General features: G+C 47.0%; 16 protein-coding genes and 3 pseudogenes. 9 read left to right on the plus strand and 10 right to left on the minus strand.

Translation table 11 applies throughout. The features are described from left to right. Nucleotides 1-116: 116 nt before the first annotated feature. Nucleotides 117-761 (minus strand): annotated as a pseudogene (locus DW830_RS17085) (carbohydrate-binding module family 20 domain-containing protein); the annotation flags it as partial. 214 nt (nucleotides 762-975) lie between these two features. On the opposite strand from DW830_RS17085, the gene mltG reads away from it, so the two are divergent. From mltG to DW830_RS08355, 3 genes are all read left to right on the plus strand, one after another. Next, nucleotides 976-2,028 (plus strand): endolytic transglycosylase MltG, encoded by a 1,053-nt coding sequence (mltG, locus tag DW830_RS08345; RefSeq protein WP_119249549.1) that lies wholly within the window; start codon nucleotides 976-978, stop codon nucleotides 2,026-2,028. Between the two features lie 124 nt (nucleotides 2,029-2,152). Beyond that, nucleotides 2,153-2,425, plus strand: a complete 273-nt coding sequence (locus DW830_RS08350; RefSeq protein ID WP_089543380.1) for an ACT domain-containing protein — start codon at nucleotides 2,153-2,155, stop codon at nucleotides 2,423-2,425. Nucleotides 2,426-2,456: 31 nt separating this feature from the next. Further along, the gene (locus DW830_RS08355; protein WP_119249550.1) at nucleotides 2,457-3,821 is read left to right on the plus strand and encodes a PFL family protein; all 1,365 of its coding nucleotides are present in this window, start codon (nucleotides 2,457-2,459) and stop codon (nucleotides 3,819-3,821) included. Nucleotides 3,822-4,145: 324 nt separating this feature from the next. Here DW830_RS08355 and DW830_RS08360 read toward each other — a convergent pair whose 3' ends face one another. From DW830_RS08360 to DW830_RS08390, 7 genes and pseudogenes are all read right to left on the minus strand, one after another. Next, nucleotides 4,146-5,141 (minus strand): rhamnogalacturonan acetylesterase, encoded by a 996-nt coding sequence (locus DW830_RS08360; protein WP_119249551.1) that lies wholly within the window; start codon nucleotides 5,139-5,141, stop codon nucleotides 4,146-4,148. A 157-nt stretch (nucleotides 5,142-5,298) separates the two neighbouring features. Continuing rightward, nucleotides 5,299-6,663 carry a histidine--tRNA ligase gene (gene hisS / locus DW830_RS08365; protein WP_119249552.1) on the minus strand — a complete coding sequence of 455 codons (1,365 nt, stop codon included), beginning with the start codon at nucleotides 6,661-6,663 and terminating at the stop codon, nucleotides 5,299-5,301. Nucleotides 6,664-6,759: 96 nt separating this feature from the next. Beyond that, nucleotides 6,760-8,034, minus strand: a complete 1,275-nt coding sequence (locus DW830_RS08370) for an adenylosuccinate synthase (protein WP_118311070.1) — start codon at nucleotides 8,032-8,034, stop codon at nucleotides 6,760-6,762. A 24-nt stretch (nucleotides 8,035-8,058) separates the two neighbouring features. Beyond that, on the minus strand, nucleotides 8,059-8,523 hold the full coding sequence (locus tag DW830_RS08375) for a Fur family transcriptional regulator (protein WP_119249553.1): 465 nt from the start codon (nucleotides 8,521-8,523) through the stop codon (nucleotides 8,059-8,061). A gap of 175 nt (nucleotides 8,524-8,698) precedes the next feature. Next, a pseudogene (locus DW830_RS08380) lies at nucleotides 8,699-9,348 on the minus strand (Maf family nucleotide pyrophosphatase). A gap of 36 nt (nucleotides 9,349-9,384) precedes the next feature. Beyond that, nucleotides 9,385-9,903, minus strand: a complete 519-nt coding sequence (locus DW830_RS08385; RefSeq protein WP_119249554.1) for a KdsC family phosphatase — start codon at nucleotides 9,901-9,903, stop codon at nucleotides 9,385-9,387. 55 nt (nucleotides 9,904-9,958) lie between these two features. Beyond that, complete coding sequence (locus tag DW830_RS08390) at nucleotides 9,959-10,774, minus strand: Rossmann-like and DUF2520 domain-containing protein (RefSeq protein ID WP_119249555.1); 816 nt, start codon at nucleotides 10,772-10,774, stop codon at nucleotides 9,959-9,961. A 131-nt stretch (nucleotides 10,775-10,905) separates the two neighbouring features. Here DW830_RS08390 and DW830_RS08395 point away from each other — a divergent pair, with 131 nt between their 5' ends. Then, entirely contained in the window at nucleotides 10,906-11,916 is a 1,011-nt protein-coding gene (locus DW830_RS08395; protein ID WP_119249556.1) for a GNAT family N-acetyltransferase, read from the plus strand. On the opposite strand, the gene DW830_RS08400 is transcribed toward DW830_RS08395, so the two are convergent. Then, on the minus strand, nucleotides 11,913-12,533 hold the full coding sequence (locus DW830_RS08400; protein ID WP_158573464.1) for a TetR/AcrR family transcriptional regulator: 621 nt from the start codon (nucleotides 12,531-12,533) through the stop codon (nucleotides 11,913-11,915). The two genes, DW830_RS08395 and DW830_RS08400, sit on opposite strands and share 4 nt — an antisense overlap. A gap of 214 nt (nucleotides 12,534-12,747) precedes the next feature. On the opposite strand from DW830_RS08400, the pseudogene DW830_RS08405 reads away from it, so the two are divergent. Continuing rightward, nucleotides 12,748-15,035 (plus strand): annotated as a pseudogene (locus DW830_RS08405) (NADP-dependent malic enzyme). Nucleotides 15,036-15,436: 401 nt separating this feature from the next. Here the strand turns inward: DW830_RS08405 and DW830_RS15840 are convergent. Continuing rightward, nucleotides 15,437-15,604, minus strand: coding sequence for a hypothetical protein (locus tag DW830_RS15840; RefSeq protein ID WP_158573465.1), 168 nt, complete (start codon nucleotides 15,602-15,604; stop codon nucleotides 15,437-15,439). Nucleotides 15,605-15,743: 139 nt separating this feature from the next. On the opposite strand from DW830_RS15840, the gene rplU reads away from it, so the two are divergent. From rplU to DW830_RS08430, 4 genes are all read left to right on the plus strand, one after another. Continuing rightward, the gene (rplU, locus tag DW830_RS08415; protein ID WP_089543391.1) at nucleotides 15,744-16,061 is read left to right on the plus strand and encodes a 50S ribosomal protein L21; all 318 of its coding nucleotides are present in this window, start codon (nucleotides 15,744-15,746) and stop codon (nucleotides 16,059-16,061) included. A gap of 19 nt (nucleotides 16,062-16,080) precedes the next feature. Further along, complete coding sequence (gene rpmA / locus DW830_RS08420) at nucleotides 16,081-16,371, plus strand: 50S ribosomal protein L27 (protein ID WP_006848684.1); 291 nt, start codon at nucleotides 16,081-16,083, stop codon at nucleotides 16,369-16,371. A gap of 212 nt (nucleotides 16,372-16,583) precedes the next feature. Then, the gene (serS, locus tag DW830_RS08425; protein ID WP_119249559.1) at nucleotides 16,584-17,876 is read left to right on the plus strand and encodes a serine--tRNA ligase; all 1,293 of its coding nucleotides are present in this window, start codon (nucleotides 16,584-16,586) and stop codon (nucleotides 17,874-17,876) included. Nucleotides 17,877-18,100: 224 nt separating this feature from the next. After that, nucleotides 18,101-20,446, plus strand: coding sequence for a bifunctional dihydroorotate dehydrogenase B NAD binding subunit/NADPH-dependent glutamate synthase (locus DW830_RS08430; protein ID WP_119249560.1), 2,346 nt, complete (start codon nucleotides 18,101-18,103; stop codon nucleotides 20,444-20,446). Nucleotides 20,447-20,468: the final 22 nt, after the last annotated feature.

Below are 20,468 nucleotides of genomic sequence, written 5' to 3' on the forward strand. Positions count from 1 at the left end.
CCATGGAGGATACAGACATCCTTGGAATAAAGGCGGATCTCATCCGGACCGCTAACCGCATAGCGGTTGGCTTTCTCCTCCTCATCATGGCCATAGGCCAAGCCTGTTCCCATGGTGCGATTCTCACCAAACTCCCATCTCTTGAACTGATGGGTCCTGGCATCCACTACCACATATTTATACTCCAGCGGAGCCTCCAAAGCCTGCACGTTGACAGAGAGCACCCAACTGGTTCCGCCCTGATGAATCATCGGGAGATAATGGTCGGTATTCCACTCGCCCAAGGTAGGATGATTACCCAGCAGTGCCACAGCCTCACCCTCGTGAAGATGAGGAGCAGAAACCTTGAAAATCACGGTCTGCTCGAACAGAGGCAGTTTGGCAGCCTCATTACCTGTCCAGACTACCGGAGCCGTATAGTTGATGAAAGCGCCCTGCATCTCGTTCTCATCATCCAGCCAGAAGTCGGACAGGATATAGTTTCTATTCGCCTCATACACATAGGCTCTAGGAGAAGCAACAGATTCCCTGCGCACCACGTTTCCCTCGGCATCCACCACCTTATAATAATAGGCTACAGCCACAAAGGGATGATGACGGTTTTCCAAAGTATGGGTTTCAGCCATCCAATGATAACCGTCCAAAGTGTTCATCGCCAGATCTACCACCTTCCGCTTTCCGTCACGTGCGAAGAAGGTGATATCGGCATGCAAGGACTCCCCCCACTCTGCCTTGTATGATATTGTAAATTTCATTCTCATATCATCAATCGTTTTAATATGTCAATATTCCTCAGTTTCTATGATGCAAAGGTAATGAAAATCTTCATACCACGGATAAAGAATCAGCGAATTAACCTATTTTAATTGACTACGCTTTGCTATTTGGCATTTTTACTGTACTTTTGCACCAAAATGTTTTAAGAATAGAAAATGTTTCAAGAAGAATAGAAAATGTTTTAAGTAGATAAAGAAAATGAAGAAAAAGAAAACAACTTCTAAGTTTTACCTCTATGGCGCCATCGGCTGCATCGCCGTCATCGCCATCGCAGGCTATCTCTACTGCTTCTCATCATTCTCGAAAAGCAGCGAAACCAAGTATGTATATATCGACGCCGATGACAACATCGACTCCGTATATAATAAGGTGCAGCCTATCGCCAAGAGCATTCCGATGCGGGCATTCCGCACACTCACCCTTCATTCCGGCTATGCCGAGCACATCCGCACCGGCAGATACGCCATCCATCCCGGAGACGGAGCACTCAAGGTCTGGCGCCACATGAAGAACGGTTTGCAGGAACCAGTCAACCTCACCATACCTTCCGTACGCACCATCGACAAGCTCGCCGTGGAGCTGAGCAAGAAACTGATGCTCGACAGCACAGAAATCAAGAAGGCACTTACAGATGAGGCTGTTTGCGAGAAGATGGGCTACGATACCGCCACCATCGCCTGCATGTTTATCCCTAACACCTACGATATCTACTGGAATGTATCCATCGAGAAATTCCTGGAACGCATGAAGAAAGAGAGCGACAAGTTCTGGAACTTTGAGCGCACGGAGAAGGCCAAGACGATGAAGCTCACCCCTAACCAGGTGATTACACTTGCCAGTATCGTGGATGAGGAAACTGCCAACAACGGCGAGAAACCGATGATTGCAGGTATGTATTACAACCGACTGATGCTGCGCAATGCAGAGTATCCGGAAGGTATGCCACTGCAGGCTGACCCAACCATCAAGTTCGCCTGGAAGCGTTTCGAACTGAAGCGTATCTACAACAACCTCCTGTACATCAAGAGCCCATACAACACCTACAAGAATCCAGGTCTTCCTCCTGGTCCAATCCGCATACCATCGGTTGCCGGCATTGATGCCGTACTCAATCATGTAAAGCACGAGTATCTCTATATGTGCGCCAAGGAGGATTTCAGCGGCACCCACAATTTTGCCCGCACCTATCAGGAGCATCTGCAGAATGCTGCAAAATATTCCAAGGCACTCAACGAAAGAGGAATCAAGTAAACGACATATCAGAAAACTTGCAAAATGACAGACATTTTGCAAGTTTTCTGTTTTTTATTTGGTAGTCTCCCTAAATTGTTGTAAATTTGCAGCATTAAACTTTCCATATAAAATAATTTATTACATGAACAGAACGATTATTACAGTAGTGGGCAAGGATACAAAGGGTATCATCGCCAGAGTTTGTACCTATTTGGCAGAGAAAGACGTCAATATCTTGGATATCTCTCAGACCATCGTGCAGGAGTACTTCAACATGATGATGATTGTTGACATGGGTAAGATGAATACATCTTTCGAGACTGTTGCCGATGAACTCGCTGATCTTGGCAAGAGCATTGGTGTTCAGGTAAAATGCCAGCGTGAGGAAATCTTCAACATGATGCACCGCATCTAAGTTTATCACTTTTTAAATCAATAGAAGGAATATGATCAATATATCTGAGGTTATCGAAACCAACAAGATGATTGAGCAGGAGAACTTCGACGTGCGCACCATCACCATGGGTATCAACCTCCTGGATTGTGCCACTTCAGATCTCGACCAGCTCTGTCAGAACATTTATAATAAGATTACCCGCCTCGCCAAGGATCTGGTGAAGACCGGTGAGGACATCTCTAAAGAGTATGGTGTGCCTATCGTAAACAAGCGCATCTCTATCACTCCTATCGCACTCGTAGGTGGTTCTGCCTGCAAGACTACCGATGACTATGTGAAGATTGCCAAGACTCTCGACAGGTGTGCCAAGGAGTTGGGTGTCAACTTCCTCGGTGGATACTCTGCCATCGTAAGCAAGGGTATGAGCAAGAGCGATGAGCTTCTCATCCGTTCTATCCCTCAGGCTATGGCTCAGACCGATTTCATCTGCAGCTCTGTAAACGTAGGTTCTACCAAGACCGGTATCAATATGGATGCTGTACGCCTGCTGGGCGAAATCATCAAGGATACAGCCGAGGCTACCAAGGATAATGGTTCTTTGGGTTGCGCTAAGCTCGTGGTTCTCTGCAATGCTCCTGATGATAACCCATTCATGGCTGGTGCCTTCCATGGTGTTTCTGAGGCAGACGCTGTTGTCAGCGTTGGTGTCAGCGGTCCTGGTGTAGTTAAATATGCATTAGAGAAGGTGAAGGGCGAAAGCTTCGAGGTTCTCTGCGAGACTATCAAGCGTACTGCTTTCAAGATTACCCGTGTAGGTCAGCTGGTTGCTAAGGAGGCATCACGCCGCCTGAACGTACCATTCGGTATCATCGACCTTTCATTGGCTCCTACTCCAGCCATCGGCGACAGCGTAGCTGATATTCTGGAGTTGATAGGTTTGGAGCGTGCTGGTGCTCCAGGTACAACCGCAGCACTCGCACTCTTGAACGACCAGGTTAAGAAGGGCGGTATCATGGCTTCTTCTTATGTCGGTGGTTTGAGTGGTGCCTTCATCCCTGTTTCTGAAGACCAGGGTATGATCAATGCCGTAGAGGCAGGTGCACTTACCATCGAGAAGCTGGAGGCAATGACTTGCGTTTGCTCTGTAGGTCTGGATATGATTGCCATCCCTGGCGATACTGCAGCTACCACTATTTCCGGTATCATTGCCGACGAGGCTGCCATTGGTATGGTAAACCAGAAGACCACTGCAGTCCGCATCATCCCTGTTGTGGGTATGAAGGTAGGTGATACTGTAGATTTCGGCGGTTTGTTGGGTTATGCTCCAATCATGCCGGTTAATCAGTTCAGCTGCTCTGATTTCGTAAATCGTGTAGGTCGCATTCCTGCTCCTATCCACAGCTTTAAGAATTAAGACATTTAAAACTTTCCATATCGTTTGGGGGAGGCATCAGTCTATCATGGCTGCTTGCTCCCCCTTTTTCATATGCTGGCTCTTGCCAGTCCATCGGAGAATAATATAGAATTTATTATAGGAGGATTTTTCAACCGTATAGGGCAAAATTGTTTTTAAGACTAGAAGAAAGTTCCGTTCAAAACTATTGAACGGACATTCAGAACTATTGAACGGACATTCAAAACTATTGAACGGAGATTCAACGTCACAGAACGAAGCTTTCTACTAACTCTAGAAACATTTTCCTTTAAAGGTAGAAAGTAATTTCCCTAGCACTTGCAGCTACTTTTCTATACTGGCACCAAACTGCAGCACATACTTGATCTGCTTGCCGGCAACATGAGAAGGATTCTTCCATTTACCACCCAAAACCAGAATAGTAGCTGACTGATGAGCAGGAACAGCATCTACTGCCTGCTGCAAAGTCATGAAATTACCCCTACCCTCGGCACTTACCACATAATCATAATGACGAATGTGCTTCTTCAGCGCAGGAACCTGCTCGGCCAAGGCATCAGCCAATGCATTAGCTACCACATGCGCACCATAGACATTATAATGGGTGTTATCTTTTTTACCCTTTGGAACCTGAGGATTCTCGCCTGGCATAAACCACATGTGAAGCTTTCTGCTACCTTCGATACCCATCTTGGTTTCAATGTCGTGGGTAATCTTGGTAGCATCCACGAATGGCACATTCAATGCCTTGGCTACATGGCGTGGAGCTACGACATAAGCTCCGTGGGTATCTATGAGCGTATCACTGTTGATGAGTTCTTTGCCATCATATTGTTTGTCACGTAGTTTCTCGTCGTTATCATTCTTCAAATCCTCAGAATAATAGCAGCGGCGAACCACACTGTTCAGAAGCACAGGGATGCCCCCCTTCTGGCGGGTTTCGTTTACATACTTGGCGAGATGCGCATCAAAGGTACCGCCAGGCTCGGTATAACGATCAGAGAAATGCTTCTCATCATTATGACCAAACTGGATCAGGACATAATCGCCTGGCTGCATCTTATCAAGAATCTTCTGCCATCTTCCCTCATCCAGAAAGCTCTTGGAGCTTCTGCCGTTTACCGCATGGTTGTCAACGATAATCTGATCGTCGAAGCAACCTTGCAACACCATGCCCCAACCACGTTCCGGACTCGTTTTGTACCATTGCTTTTCGGCAGCGGTAGAATCACCAATAACGAAAATAGTAGTTTTCCTGGAACTGGAAGTCATCATCAGCACCAAGACAAATACAGACAAAAAAGTTATTATTCTTTTCATTGTTTTATATAGTTTGAGTTTTTAAATGTTTCTAGCCCTAAAGCTAATAAAAATCCGCCTCCTATGCAGAGTTTTCACAAATTCATACACAAGAGAACGGACGTAATGGTAAATATATACGGTAGAAAAACCTTATACCAAAATAGTATAGCCTTTATTATTTCTTAACGACAGCGATGAGCTCCTCTGCAGAAACCAAAGTCTGCTCACCACTCTCCATATTCTTCAATGTAACCTTGCCAGCAGCCATCTCATTCTCGCCAGCGAGAACAACGAATGGAATCTGCTTCGCATTGGCATAGCTCATCTGCTTCTTCATCTTCGCCTTGTCTGGGAAAATCTCTGTGCGGATACCAGCTGCACGAGCGGCATTCACGACAGGAAGGCAATAGGCAGTCTCCTTCTCACCGAAATTGATGAAGAGCACCTGAGTAGAATTGACAGCCTCCTTTGGATAGAGATCGAGAGCATTGAGCACATCGTAGATGCGATCGGCACCGAAACTGATACCTACTCCACTCAGTCCTGGCAAACCAAAGATACCGGTAAGGTTGTCGTAACGGCCACCACCGGTGATACTGCCCATAGGAGTATCAAGCGCCTTCACCTCGAAGATGGCACCAGTATAATAGTTCAAGCCACGAGCCAAAGTAAGATCAAGTTCAATCTCATTGTTCAAACCTACAGACTTCAAAGTATCAAGGATAAACTTAGTTTCCTCTACACCCTTCAATCCGATTTCAGAACCTTCGAGCACCTTGGAAATCACTTCAAGCTTCTCATCATTAGAACCAGACAATGAGATGATTGGCTGCAACTTCTCAATTGCTTCTTCAGAGATACCATCCTTGCGCAGCTCCTCGTTCACATTGTCAAGACCAATCTTGTCGAGCTTATCGATAGCCACGGTGATATCTACGATTTTCTCTGCCTCGCCAATAACCTCAGCGATACCGGTAAGGATCTTACGGTTGTTGATCTTGATGCAGACACGCACACCAAACTTGGTAAAGACTGTATCTACAATCTGCATCAACTCAACCTCGTTGAGAAGAGAATCAGAACCAACCACATCGGCATCGCACTGATAGAACTCGCGATAGCGACCCTTCTGTGGACGGTCGGCACGCCATACTGGCTGAATCTGATAGCGCTTGAAAGGCATCTGCAACTCATCACGATGCTGCACTACGTAGCGTGCGAAAGGCACGGTAAGATCGTAGCGAAGACCCTTCTCGCAGAGCTTTGCTGCCAACTTGAGTGATCCGAGCGAATGAATATCCTCATCGCTCACCTTATTCATATAGTCACCTGAATTCAAAATCTTAAAGAGCAGCTTGTCGCCCTCCTCGCCATACTTACCCATCAAGGTCTGAAGGGTCTCCATGGCAGGAGTCTCAATCTGCTGGAATCCGTAAAGGGCATACACATCCTTGATGGTATTGAAGATGTAATTACGCTTTGCCATCTCAACAGGACCGAAATCGCGGGTACCCTTTGGAATACTTGGTTTCTGAGCCATTTATTTATGTTAAATATTAAATGTTAAATGTTTAATGCCTAGTGCTATGCTCACCCTTAAGCAAACATCATACACCAAACATTAAACACTATCAAATTATTTACGAACAATAGTCTGAGCGCGGTCTGGACCGATAGAGATGATACCAATCTTGGTCTCAAGGAACTCCTCTACGAATGCAATGTAGTCCTTGAATTCCTGTGGGAACTGATCCTCAGAAGTAAACTGAGTCATATCCGTCTTCCATCCCTTGAACTCCTTGTAAACAGGCTCTACGTTATCAATCTCGTAAGGGAAATCTGTAGTAACAGTGCCATCAGGCAACTTGTAAGCCACGCAAGCCTTGATGGTATCGAAACCATCGAGCACGTCGCTCTTCATCATAATAAGCTCGGTTACACCGTTTACCATAACAGAATACTTGAGCTGTACGAGGTCGCACCAGCCACAACGACGCTCACGGCCAGTAACAGCACCGTACTCATGACCGAGGTCACGGATCTTAGCACCAGTCTCATCGAAAAGCTCTGTTGGGAATGGACCGGCACCTACGCGAGTACAGTAAGCCTTCATGATACCATAGACATTGCCGATACGGTTAGGACCGATACCCAGACCGATGCAAGCACCCGCACAGATGGTATTAGAAGAAGTTACGAAAGGATAAGAACCGAAGTCAACATCGAGCATAGTACCCTGAGCACCCTCGCAGAGGATGTCCTTGCCAGAGCGGAGCACCTTGTTGATCTCCACCTCGCTGTCGATGAGCTTAAACTGCTTCAAGTATTCGATGCCCTCCATCCAGGTTTTCTCTACCTCAGTGATATCGAAATCAGTGTATCCGAGGCTAGCGATAGTCTTGAGATGAGCAGCCTTGTGAGCAGCATACTTCTCCTCGAAGTTTTCGAGGATATCACCCACGCGAAGACCTGTACGGCTTACCTTATCAGTATAAGTAGGGCCAATACCCTTACCAGTGGTACCTACCTTGTTCTTGCCCTTGGAAGCCTCGATGGCAGCATCGAGCACACGGTGAGTAGGCATGATGAGATGAGCCTTCTTGGAAATGAAGAGACGGCTCTTGAGGTCATGGCCACTCTTCTCCAAATCCTTAGCCTCGCCCATAAAGAGGTCTGGAGCCAAGACTACGCCGTTACCGATGATGTTTACCTTGCCGCCCTGGAAGATACCAGAAGGGATAGAACGAAGAACATACTTCTCGCCTTCGAACTCGAGAGTATGACCCGCATTAGGACCACCCTGGAAACGAGCAATGACATCATACTTAGGGGTCAAAACATCAACCACCTTACCTTTTCCTTCATCGCCCCACTGCAAACCGAGCAGGACATCTACTTTACCTGTGTTCATTTCTATAAAATATAGTTATTTTTATTATTTATCGTTTTTCTTGCGTGTAAGCTTTGCCTGGCATGCACTGCATACGCCATAGATATAGAGGGCGAAAGCGTCTTTTCTGAAGCGCAGCAGCTTGAGTTCGTTCACCGCTGCCGTAACAGCCGGAACATTGATTTCTGTTACCTGCCCGCACACGCTGCACACTTGGTGAATATGGCTATCATTGCAATAGCACGCCTCGTACTTGGTACCATCCACCAGGCTGTGTCTCATCACGAGCCTCAGCTCGATGAAGAGGTGCATTGTATTATAGAGCGTAGCTCTGCTCACCCGGAAGTTTCTCTTCGTGAGCTCAGCATCCAGCTCTTCTAAAGTGAAGTGCCCATCAATGCTATAAACCGCATCCAGAATTGCATACCTTTCTGGGGTCTTGCGGTGATGATTGCACTCCAAATATGTGTCCAAGATTTCACGAACCTTGGCTTTATTTTTCTCAGTCATAATCCTTGTTAGTTACATAAAACGCACAAAGATACTCATTATTCCGGACATAAGGGCATATTTAAATTTAAAAAATCTAAATTGCCCTGTTTTTGGTAATTTTCCTGCTTTTTCTTCACCAATCTGATGGCTGTTTTAGGGATTATTGATGTAAATTGGCACAAAGCCAGATCTATTATTCTGCTAATTGAAGCATTTCTGCATAGATGCGCTGCACAGGCAAGCCCATCACATTGAAGTAACTGCCCTTGAGTCCGGTACATCCGATGTAACCTATCCATTCCTGGATGCCATAGCACCCGCCTTGTCGAAGGGTTTGTAATGGGTGATATAATAATTGATCTCCCATTCTTCAAATTCCTTGAAACTTACTTCCGTGCATACCGAGAACTTGCGCTGCTCTTTCTTCGTAGTAAGACATACGCCCGTAACCACATGATGAGTCTTGCCGCTCAACATCTTAAGCATGCGAACCGCATCATCGGCATTCTGCGGTTTTCCGAGAATGATTCCCTTACCCTCCTGATCGTTCTGTTCATCAGCAACAGGAGCTATCACTACAGTATCCGCTGTAAGAATGAGCAAATCATCGGAGGAGGATTTGTCGGAAGAAGAATCTTCAGAATCCTCATCTCCATTCAACAAAGAGCGATAAGCATCCGCTTTCTTCTGTGCAATATACTCTGCCACATCGTATGCATCCAAATCTTCAGGATAGCTTTCATCAATACCACGCAATACCTTTACCTCGAAATTAACATCCAATCCTGCCAACAACTCTCTGCGGCGTGGCGAATTGCTCGCCAAAATGATTTTATACTTCATTTATTTACTTTGAACTTTGAACTTTGAACTTTATGATTACCATCCAAACGCCTTGGCATTGGAAAGCCAATGCCCCTTGGCACGAAGCACCTGCTCTACAATATCCCTGCCCACTCCTTCGCCACCATTGGCAGAAGAGACGTAGCAGGAAATCTCCTTGATGTCAGAGCAGGCATCGGCAGGGCAGCACGGGCAGCCACAACGACGCATTACCTCGTAATCCGGGATATCATCACCCACATAGATGATTTCCTCATCAGAAAGCTGATACTTCTCCAGGAAATCATCATAGGTATTGATTTTTACAGCACATCCCATATAGATATCCTGAACGCCCAATCCCTCATATCGCTTGCGGATAGCCTCGGTAGTTCCGCCCGTAAGGATGACGATGCGCACACCCACCTTCTGAGCCAACTGGATTGCATAGCCATCCTTGATATTCACGGTGCGAAGAGGTTCACCCGTACTGGCAAGCGTAATGGTTTGGCGGGAAAGCACGCCATCCACATCAAATGCAATTGCCTTTATCTTCTTCAAATCGTAATTAATCATACTTGAAAACTTTTTCTATTTAGTAATCAGACACTTGAACTCTGTTCCTTGATACTTATTCCTTGATACTTAACTTATGAATACTCATGCTCATTCTGTCATAGATATCCTTCATCTGCGGATTCGACTTGAGCAGAGTTCCCTGCGCCCGAAGCACATTCTCATCATACCTTACAGCTGGACCCGTCTGTGCATCTTTCGGATTCAGTTCGTGCACCTTCGCAGCCGTCTCGTCTATCAACGGAAGCATCACATCGAACGGTATTCCGTGCTCCTCCAGAATTTCCTGGCTCAAGGCATAGCAATGATTCACGAAATTGCAGGCAAAGACGGCAGAGAGATGCAGGTACTTGCGGTCTTCACTCGCCAGATGATACACCCTACAGCTCACCTGATGCGCCACATCACCGATCTGCTGCAAGGCATGCTCATCATTCGCCTCGATAAAACAAGGTATCTGAGAGAAATCTACCTCACGCTGCTTGGAGAAAGTCTGCATCGGATAAAGCACACCATAATGTAAAGCCATTCCCTGGAAAACATCCATCGGAATAGAGCCTGCCGTATGCAGAAAGACCTTGGTCTCCCTGCCCTTGCAAAGAACAGGAACCAACTCGGCAAGTGCACTATCCTTCACCGAGACGACGTATAAATCTGCATCAGAGCGAACAGCTGATATATCCGAAACAGGCTGCGCGCCCACCTCGGAAGCCAGAGCCGTAGCCGACTGCATCGTGCGGCTGAACACCTGCACCACATCATGCCCTGCGGCAAATATCGCCTTACCCAAATGAGTGGCAAGATTGCCAGCGCCAATCAATATCACCTTCATATCTTTTTCTTTTTCAATCTTATTTTTACCTAAAGCCATCAAGCCGCTTTACGCAAGCCATCAGGCCATTTTTACCTAAACAATCCTTGATAATGTGCAAAAATACTAAAAAAGAGCCACACAATGGAAGAAAACTTGTTTTTTTATAATTAATTTATTATTTTTGCAATGTGAAAAGAATTGAAGTAAGAATATATTCGGAAAACGAGGAACTGCCCCATCTGTTGGAGGGCAACTTCTTCCATAGCTTGGAACTCTTCCAGATAGGTGAAAAAGTACCAAGCGACACCCCCATTATGGCTGTAGCTACCCAGGAAGGAAGAGTAGTGGGACAAATGCTAGCCATGATACACCGCCGCCATATCCTTATTCCACCTTTTATATATACACATGCCCACGTGCACGGAGAAGGAGTCTATCTGGATGAAGAAACCGCCGAAGCCACCTTCCCTACTCTTCTGCATGCGATGACCCGCGAACTCACCCGCCGCCATACCCTCTACATCGAATTTTCAGAGATACAGAAAAAGATGTTCGGCTACCGACATTTCCGTCGCACGGGCTATTTCCCTGTAGCTTGGCAGGAAGTATATAATTCGCTACACAGCAAGACACCGGAAGAGAGACTCACCGACAAGGCTAAAATGCAAATTGAAGCTGCAGAAAGAAAGGGATTGAAATGTCATAGCACTTCTGACGAAAACGAAGTGAGAAGATTCTATCAACTCTATAGAAACTTCTACAAGATGAAACCTCGCCGCTATGTGCCACCAAGAGAATACTTTGAGCAAATAAGCAAAAGCAGCGAGGCAAAGGTCTTCGTGACAACCTACGACAAGAAGCGGCTGGGTATCAAGAAAGCCTCTTGCGAAAACAGGATACTGGGAGGATGCGCCCTGGCCTTCAGCGACAGCGATGCCTACCTGTGGCACCTGGCATCGCTCAGGAAGAGCTACCGATATCTGCATCCCGATACCCTGACCGTCTGGCACGCCATCCAATATGCCCACCAAAGGGGCTTCAAGCACCTGCACTTTATGGATGTAGGCTTACCTTGGAAGCGAAATCCGTATAGAGATTTCATTCGCAGCTTCGGAGGCAAGCCCGTGGCAAAATACCGCTGGTTCAGATGCAACATCGGCATCATCAACAGACTGATGAAATGGATATACAAGCCTTAAAGCTGTCCGATAGCCTTATCCAGCAATTCGAGACCGCGTTCGGTACAGAAACCACGAATCATGATGAGAGTGAAATTATCGAAGAGCTGCTGCATCGTAAATCTCTTATAGAGCTGATGATGCATCATCTCTGACATACAGATTCTCGAAGACTCATAAATCACCTCGAAATTCACATCCTTGCGGAAGTATCCCTCATCTACACCAGCCTTGAAGAAGCGCATGCTATCATCATACTCCTTGTCATGCTCCTCCTTCAGGAACTTCAGGATGCGGGGCATCCTATGAATCTCCTCATAGAAAACGACACCCACCTGCTGGTTACGCTCCATCTGAAGGCGATAGATATAGCCAATCACATCTATTACATTACGCGCGTGCGCAATAGCATACCCTTCAACACGGGCCTTATACTCAGCCCGCTCCATCTTCAGTCCTGCGAGCAGCAGTTCCTCCTTATCGCCGAAAATCTCATACACCGTACGCTTCGACACACGAAGTCCACGAGAAATCTCATCCATCTTCACCGCCTTCACGCCGCGCTGGTAAAACTCTCTCATGGCATAAGCTATGATCTTATCGCGCAAATCCTTTCTATATTGATTAATTTCTGCCATATCTCTTATTTTAATGGTTTGTTGCATATTCGATTCTGCCAACTCCATATAGCAAAACCGCATCCATTAGATAATTTTTGTGCAAAGATACAAAAAAAAACAAAAAACCATCTTTTTTTAATAAGTTTTTTATTACCTTTGCACAATCTTTAAGATAAAACGCATTTTTTGCGAAAAACAGAAAGAAATAGAATCATTAAACCAATATATTGTTATGGTAAAAATCACAAAAGAGGCGGCTCTCGAATATCACGAAGCAGGCCGTCCTGGTAAGATTGAGGTTAAACCAACAAAACCTTATCACACACAAACGGACTTGAGTTTGGCATATTCACCAGGCGTGGCTTTCCCATGCTTGGAGATTCAGCAAAATCCTGACGAAGTTTTCAAGTACACAGACAAGGGTAACCTGGTAGCTGTGATCAGTAATGGAACTGCTGTGCTCGGACTCGGCGACATCGGCGCGATGAGCGGCAAGCCAGTAATGGAAGGTAAAGGATTGCTGTTCAAGATTTATGGTGGCGTGGATGTATTCGATATCGAAATCGACGAGAAAGATCCTGAGAAATTCTGCGAAACCGTAGAGAAGATTGCACCTACTTTCGGTGGTATCAACCTGGAGGACATCAAGGCGCCTCAGTGCTTCTACATCGAAGAGCGCTTGAAGAAGACCCTCGACATCCCTGTGATGCATGACGACCAGCATGGTACTGCCATCATCTCAGCTGCAGGTTTGAAGAATGCCCTCGAAGTAGCCGGCAAGAACATTGCGACGTGAAGATCGTGGTTAATGGTGCCGGAGCTGCAGCCATCAGCTGTACCAAGCTCTACGTAGCCCTCGGTGCACAGGTGAAGAATATCGTCATGCTCGACTCTAAGGGCGTAATTACAAGCGACCGTGAGAACCTGACAGAGCAGAAGAAGCTGTTCGCTACCGACCGCCGCGATGTCCACACACTCGAAGAGGCCGTGAAGGGTGCCGATGTATTCGTAGGACTCAGCAAGGGCAATGTGCTCTCTAAGGATATGATTCGATCAATGGCAGACAGCCCTATCGTATTCGCACTCGCCAACCCTGTGCCAGAAATCAGTTACGAGGATGCGATGGAAAGCCGTCCTGACGTATTGATGTCAACAGGCCGTTCCGACTATCCAAACCAGATTAACAATGTTATCGGTTTCCCATATATCTTCCGTGGTGCACTCGACGTTCACGCCCGTGCCATCAACGAGGAGATGAAGATGGCTGCCGTTCACGCCATCGCCGACCTGGCTAAGCAGCCTGTGCCAGACGTAGTGAACGACGTATATCATGTAAACGACCTCACATTCGGTCCTAAGTACTTCATTCCAAAGCCAGTTGACCCACGCTTGATTACAGAGGTATCTGCAGCAGTAGCCAAGGCAGCTATGGAAAGCGGCGTAGCTCGCACCCCTATCAAAGACTGGGAGAAGTACAAGCAGGAATTGCGCCAGTTGCTCGGTCAGGAGACAAAGCTCACCCGCAAGCTCCACGATACAGCCCGCCTCCACCCACAGCGCGTAGTATTCGCAGAGGGCGGTAACCCTACCATGCTGAAGGCTGCAGTCCAGGCAAAGAACGAGGGTATCTGCGAGCCTATCCTGTTGGGCAACCCAGACCGTCTGAACCGTGTGGCAAGCCGATTGAAGCTCGACCTCTCAAGCATCGAGATTGTAGATATGCGTGCTGACAACGAGCAGGGTCGCCGTGCCAAGTTTGCCAAGCACCTGGCAGAGAAGCGTGCCCGCGAGGGTTACAGCTTCGAAGAGGCTTACGATAAGATGTACGAGCGCAACTACTTCGGTATGTCTATGGTTGAGCAGGGTGATGCTGATGCATTCATCACTGGTCTCTACACCAAATACAGCAATACCATCAAGGTAGCCAAGGACGTTATCGGCATCCGTGATGAGTACAAGACATTCGGAACCATGCACATCCTTAATACCCAGAAGGGCGTATATTACATCGCAGATACACTGATCAACCGTCACCCAGACGAGGATGTCCTGACCGATATCGCCAAGCTGTCTGCCGGCACAGTGAAGTTCTTCAACGAGGAGCCAGTAATGGCAATGTTGAGCTACTCTAACTTCGGTACCGATGCCATCGGTTCTCCTATAAAGGTAAAGAAGGCAGTGGCAGAAATGCAGAAGGAATTCCCTGACCTCGCTATCGATGGCGAGATGCAGGTAAACTATGCGCTCAACAAGGATCTCCGCGATGAGAAGTATCCATTCTCACGTCTCAAGGGCAAGGATGTGAATACTTTGGTATTCCCTAACCTGAGCAGTGCAAATGGCGCATACAAGCTTCTCCAGGGATTGAACCCAGAGGCAGAGATCATTGGCCCTATCCAGATGGGATTGAACAAGCCTATCCACTTCACTGACTCAGAGAGCAGTGTACAGGATATCGTAAACATCACAGCCGTAGCTGTAATCGATGCTTACGTAGAGAAGATCAAGAATCAGAAATAACATCTTATACAAGAGTTATTGAATATAGAATCTTAGGCTAGTAATAGCAAAAGATACATAGAAAAGAGCATGGGGGCAGAAGCTTGTCAGAGCTTCTGCCCTTTTTTCGTTATGGAGAAGCTACGCTCAATCAAACAAAAGAAAAACTGCTATCTAATTGATATGAAGAAACTACTAAAAAGCACTAAAGACTGCAAAAAAGCAAACGTTTACAGCACCAAAGACTGCAAAAAGCAAACGTTTACGCAACTTTTTCCGTTAACGCTAGTTAAACAATATCACTGTGCACCTACACATTCTACATAGACCCAAAAAAGTTTCAAAAAGATTTGGAGATACAAAAAAAATGATTTACCTTTGCAGCAGTTATCCTGAAAACAATCTTTTTACCTTAAGGAAAACTAATACCTATTGAAGATTTGGAGCGGTAGCCTGTGAAGGTCATCGCTTTTTTTGTTTATATCCGCTTTGTTAGGGGTTGCACCCGTTTTATTTTGCAAATCCCCCACATCTTTGTTAATTCTTCCTAAAAGAAGATAGTTTTTCATCTCTTTATTCTCTTGTTTCATAGAAAATAAGTAATTTTGCACCCCGAATGCTCATGGATTGGGCAAATATTACAGAAAAAGTTAAGTTCGTTGGGGCTCGGTAAAGATCCGGCACGATGCAGGACGCCTCGCGGAAAAACCCGTTTATATAATTAATTAAATGTACGCAATCGTAGAAATTAACGGTCAGCAGTTCAAGGCTGAGGAGGGCAAGAAGCTCTTCGTACATCACATCAAGGATGTTGAGGCAGGTCAGACTGTTGAGTTCGACAAGGTTTTGCTCGTTGACAAAGACGGCGCAATCACTGTCGGTGCACCAGCTGTAGAGGGTGCAAAAGTAGTAGTAGAAGTAGTGAACCCACTCGTAAAGGGTGACAAGGTTATCGTCTTCAAGATGAAGCGCCGCAAGGACTATCGCAAGAAGAACGGTCACCGTGCACAGTTCACTGAGGTATCAATCAAATCTGTAATCGCTTAAAATTAGGAGGAATTAGAAAATGGCACATAAGAAAGGTGTTGGTAGTTCTAAGAACGGCCGTGAATCAGCTTCACAAAGATTAGGCGTTAAGATCTGGGGTGGTCAGAGCATCATCGCAGGTAACATCATCGTTCGCCAGCGTGGTAACAAGCACTTCCCAGGTGAGAATGTAGCTCAGGGTAAGGATGATACATTGTATGCTTTGGCAGACGGTATCGTTTACTTCCACAAGGGCCGCAAGGACAAGAGTACAGTTTCTGTTCTCTCTCCAGAGGTTTACGCTGAGAAGACTAAGAAAGCTGACGCTTAAATTTTAAAGTTTTAGAAAAAACTATTCCAAACAAACAACATAGAAGCCTGCTCATACCTAGAGCAGGCTTTCTTCGTTTAACCCCATAAAAACCACGAAAAAACTTTAATTCTACCCTTCTCGGCAAAAAAGTTGGCATTTTTTTGCGCTATCACAAATATTTTTTGTAATTTTGCCTTCAAATAGGAAAATTAATATAAAAAAGAAATATTATGCTTACACTTAAACTCATCAGTGAAGAAACTGAACGTGTAGTTAAAGGTCTCGAAAAGAAGCATTTTCCAAATGCTCGTGAGGCTGTAGAGAAAGTTTTGGAGTACGACAAGATTCGTCGCGAAGCTCAGCAGAAGTTGGATAACAACAAGCAGCAGGCTAACCAGTTTGCCAAGCAGATTGGTGCCCTGATGAAGGAAGGCAAGAAAGAGGAAGCTGAGAGCGCCAAGGCTCAGGTAGCTATGCTCAAGGCTGACGCCAAGGCTCTGGAAGAGATTATGGAGAAGGCCCAGAACGATATGACCAACCAGTTGCTCGAAATCCCTAACATTCCTTGCGAGCAGGTTCCTGAAGGTAAGGATGCTGCAGACAATGTAGTTGTAAAGGAAGGCGGAGAAAAGCCTAACCTCGGTGAGGGCGCACTCTGCCACTGGGATCTCCTGAAGAAGTACAACCTCGTTGACTTCGACCTCGGTGTGAAGATCACAGGTGCTGGTTTCCCTGTATATATCGGCAAGATGGCTCGCTTCCAGCGTGCTCTCGAGGCTTTCTTCCTCGACGAGGCCCGCAAGAGCGGATATCTGGAGATTCAGCCTCCTTACGTAGTTAACGAGGATTCCGGTCGTGGCACTGGTCAGTTGCCAGACAAGGAGGGTCAGATGTATCATGCTAATCTCGACAACCTCTTCCTCATCCCTACTGCCGAGGTTCCTGTAACCAACATCTTCCGTGATGTTATCCTCGACGAGAAGGACCTCCCTATCAAGCGTTGTGCTTATTCTGCATGCTTCCGTCGTGAGGCTGGTAGCTATGGTAAGGACGTTCGTGGTTTGAACCGTCTGCACCAGTTCGACAAGGTGGAGATTGTACGCATCGATAAGCCAGGTCACTCATACGAGAGCCTGAACGAGATGCTCGACCACGTAGAGGGTCTCTTGAAGAAGTTGGAGTTGCCATACCACATCCTCCGTCTCTGCGGTGGTGACATGAGCTTCACCTCTTCTATCTGCTACGACTTCGAGACATGGAGTGCAGCACAGGGTCGCTGGCTGGAGGTTTCATCAGTATCTAACTTCGAGAGCTACCAGGCTAACCGCCTCCACTGCCGCTATCGCCATGCAGAGGACAAGAAGATTGAACTCTGCCACACCCTTAACGGTTCAGCTCTCGCTTTGCCACGTATCGTAGCAACCATCCTGGAGAACAACCAGACTCCAGAGGGTATCCGCGTTCCTAAGGTATTGGTTCCTTACTGCGGATTCGAGATGCTCGATGACAAGAACTTCGATTAATTCGACAAAAAAGAAGAACCCGGTTCTTCGGGAAATCAAGAAAAAAATCGTCAGAACTCCGAGTTCTTTCGAAACAAGAATAACAGAATGTACGAGGATAACTTCGGCTACCCAAAAGGCGGCCGCAGTTATCCTTTTGCGTTTTATATACCATGAGCAAACATCAAGACAACTAATAAGAAATAGAATCACAGATAGTATTCAACATAAAAAGTTAATAGCCCATGAACAAGATTATCAAGAAAATACAATACTCTGAGAAGGTATTCCGTTTCGATGTAGAAGCTCCACTCATCGCCAAGAGCCGCAAGGCTGGCAACTTCGTCATCATCCGTGTAGATAACAACAGCGAGCGCATGCCGCTGACCATCGCCGATGCTGATATCGAGAAAGGTACTATCACCCTGGTGGTACAGAAGGTAGGACTCTCCTCTACCAAGCTCTGCGCCTTAAACGAGGGCGATGAGATTCACGACGTGGTAGGTCCACTCGGAAACCCTACCCACATCGAGAACTTCGGTACCGTGATCTGTGCTGGCGGTGGCGTAGGCGTGGCTCCCATGCTCCCTATCATCAAGGCACTGAAAGCTGCAGGCAACCGAGTACTCAGTGTTATCGCTGGTAGAAGCAAGGACCTCGTCATCATGGAAGATGAAGTGCGTGCATCCAGTGATGAACTCATCATCATGACCGATGACGGAAGCTATGGCGAGAAAGGCGTAGTAACCGTGGGCATCGAAAAGCTCATCAACCAGGAGCACATCGACAAGGTGTTCGCCATCGGTCCTCCTATCATGATGAAGTTCTGCTGCCTCCTCACCCAGAAATATAATCTCTCTACTGATGTATCGCTCAATACCATTATGGTGGATGGTACCGGTATGTGCGGCGCCTGCCGCCTGACCATCGGCGGCAAGACCAAGTTTGTCTGCATCGACGGTCCTGAGTTTGACGGTGCTCTCGTAGATTGGGATGAGATGTTCAAGCGTATGGGTACCTTCAAGGACGTAGAGCGCGAAGAGATGGAGCACTTCGAGGAGCATCTGGCTACGGTGGATGCCGAAAAGAAGAAGGAGACTACAGACATTACGATGGATGTAGAGCCAACAGATGCACCAATAGAAGAACTGACCGACCGTAACGCAGAGTGGCGCAAGGAGTTACGTGCTTCGATGAAAGCAAAGGAGCGCACCGCTATCGAGCGCGTCAAGATGCCAGAGCTGGACCCAGTTTATCGTGCAACGACCCGCACAGAGGAAGTTAACATCGGTTTGACCAAGGAGATGGCTTTAACCGAGGCAAAGCGCTGTCTCGACTGTCCGAAGCCTACCTGTATGGAGGGTTGCCCTGTAAGCATCAACATACCATCCTTCATCAAGAACATCGAGCGTGGACAGTTCCTTGCCGCAGCCAAAGTTCTGAAGAACACCTCTGCCCTGCCAGCCGTTTGCGGCCGTGTTTGTCCGCAGGAGAAGCAGTGCGAGAGCAAGTGCGTACATCTCAAGATGAACGAGCCAGCCGTTGCCATCGGCTACCTGGAGCGTTTCGCAGCCGACTACGAGCGTCAGAGCGGCAACATCTCTGTACCAGAATGCGATGAGGCAAATGGCATCAAGGTGGCGGTTGTGGGTTCAGGTCCTTCAGGTTTGAGCTTTGCAGGCGATATGGCAAAGAAGGGATTCGACGTCACCGTGTTCGAGGCTCTTCACGAGATTGGCGGAGTATTGAAATATGGTATCCCAGAGTTCCGATTGCCTAATGCCATCGTGGATGTAGAGATAGAGAATCTCCAGAAGATGGGTGTGAAGTTCATTACCGACTGCATCGTGGGCAAGACTATCTCCGTGAAGGATTTGGAAGAACAGGGATTCAAGGGATTCTTCGTTGGCTCGGGAGCAGGACTTCCTAACTTCATGAATATCCCTGGTGAGAATGCCTTGAACATTATGTCATCCAACGAGTATCTTACCCGTGTGAACCTGATGGATGCAGCCAACCCTCATACCGACACCCCTATCAACCTGGGTAAGAAGGTGTTTGTAGTAGGTGGCGGAAACACTGCGATGGACAGCTGCCGCACCGCCAAGCGACTTGGTGCCGAAGTTACATTGGTTTATCGCCGTTCGGAGGCAGAGATGCCAGCCCGACTTGAGGAGGTGAAACATGCCAAGGAAGAAGGCATCAACTTCATGACCTTACATAATCCAAAGGAATATCTGGCTGATGAGAAGGGCGCAGTAAAGGCTGTAGTCCTGGATGTGATGCAGCTCGGTGAGCCAGATGCCAGCGGCCGTCGCCGTCCGGAAGCAACAGGCGAGACCATCACTTTGGAGTGCGACCAGGTAATCGTAGCTGTTGGCGTAAGCCCTAACCCACTCGTTCCTCAGAGCATCGAGGGATTGGAACTTGGCAGAAAGAATACGATTGCCGTAAATGACCAGATGCAGAGCTCTATTGAGGAGATCTATGCCGGCGGCGACATCGTAAGAGGTGGTGCCACCGTGATCCTTGCCATGGGAGATGGTAGAAAGGCTGCTCTCAATATGAGTGAGAAGCTTTTGAAGAAATAAAATAAAAAAAACAGAACTTTCG

It is taken from the genome of Prevotella sp. AM34-19LB, assembly GCF_003468525.1.
In the GTDB taxonomy this organism is placed as follows: domain Bacteria; phylum Bacteroidota; class Bacteroidia; order Bacteroidales; family Bacteroidaceae; genus Prevotella.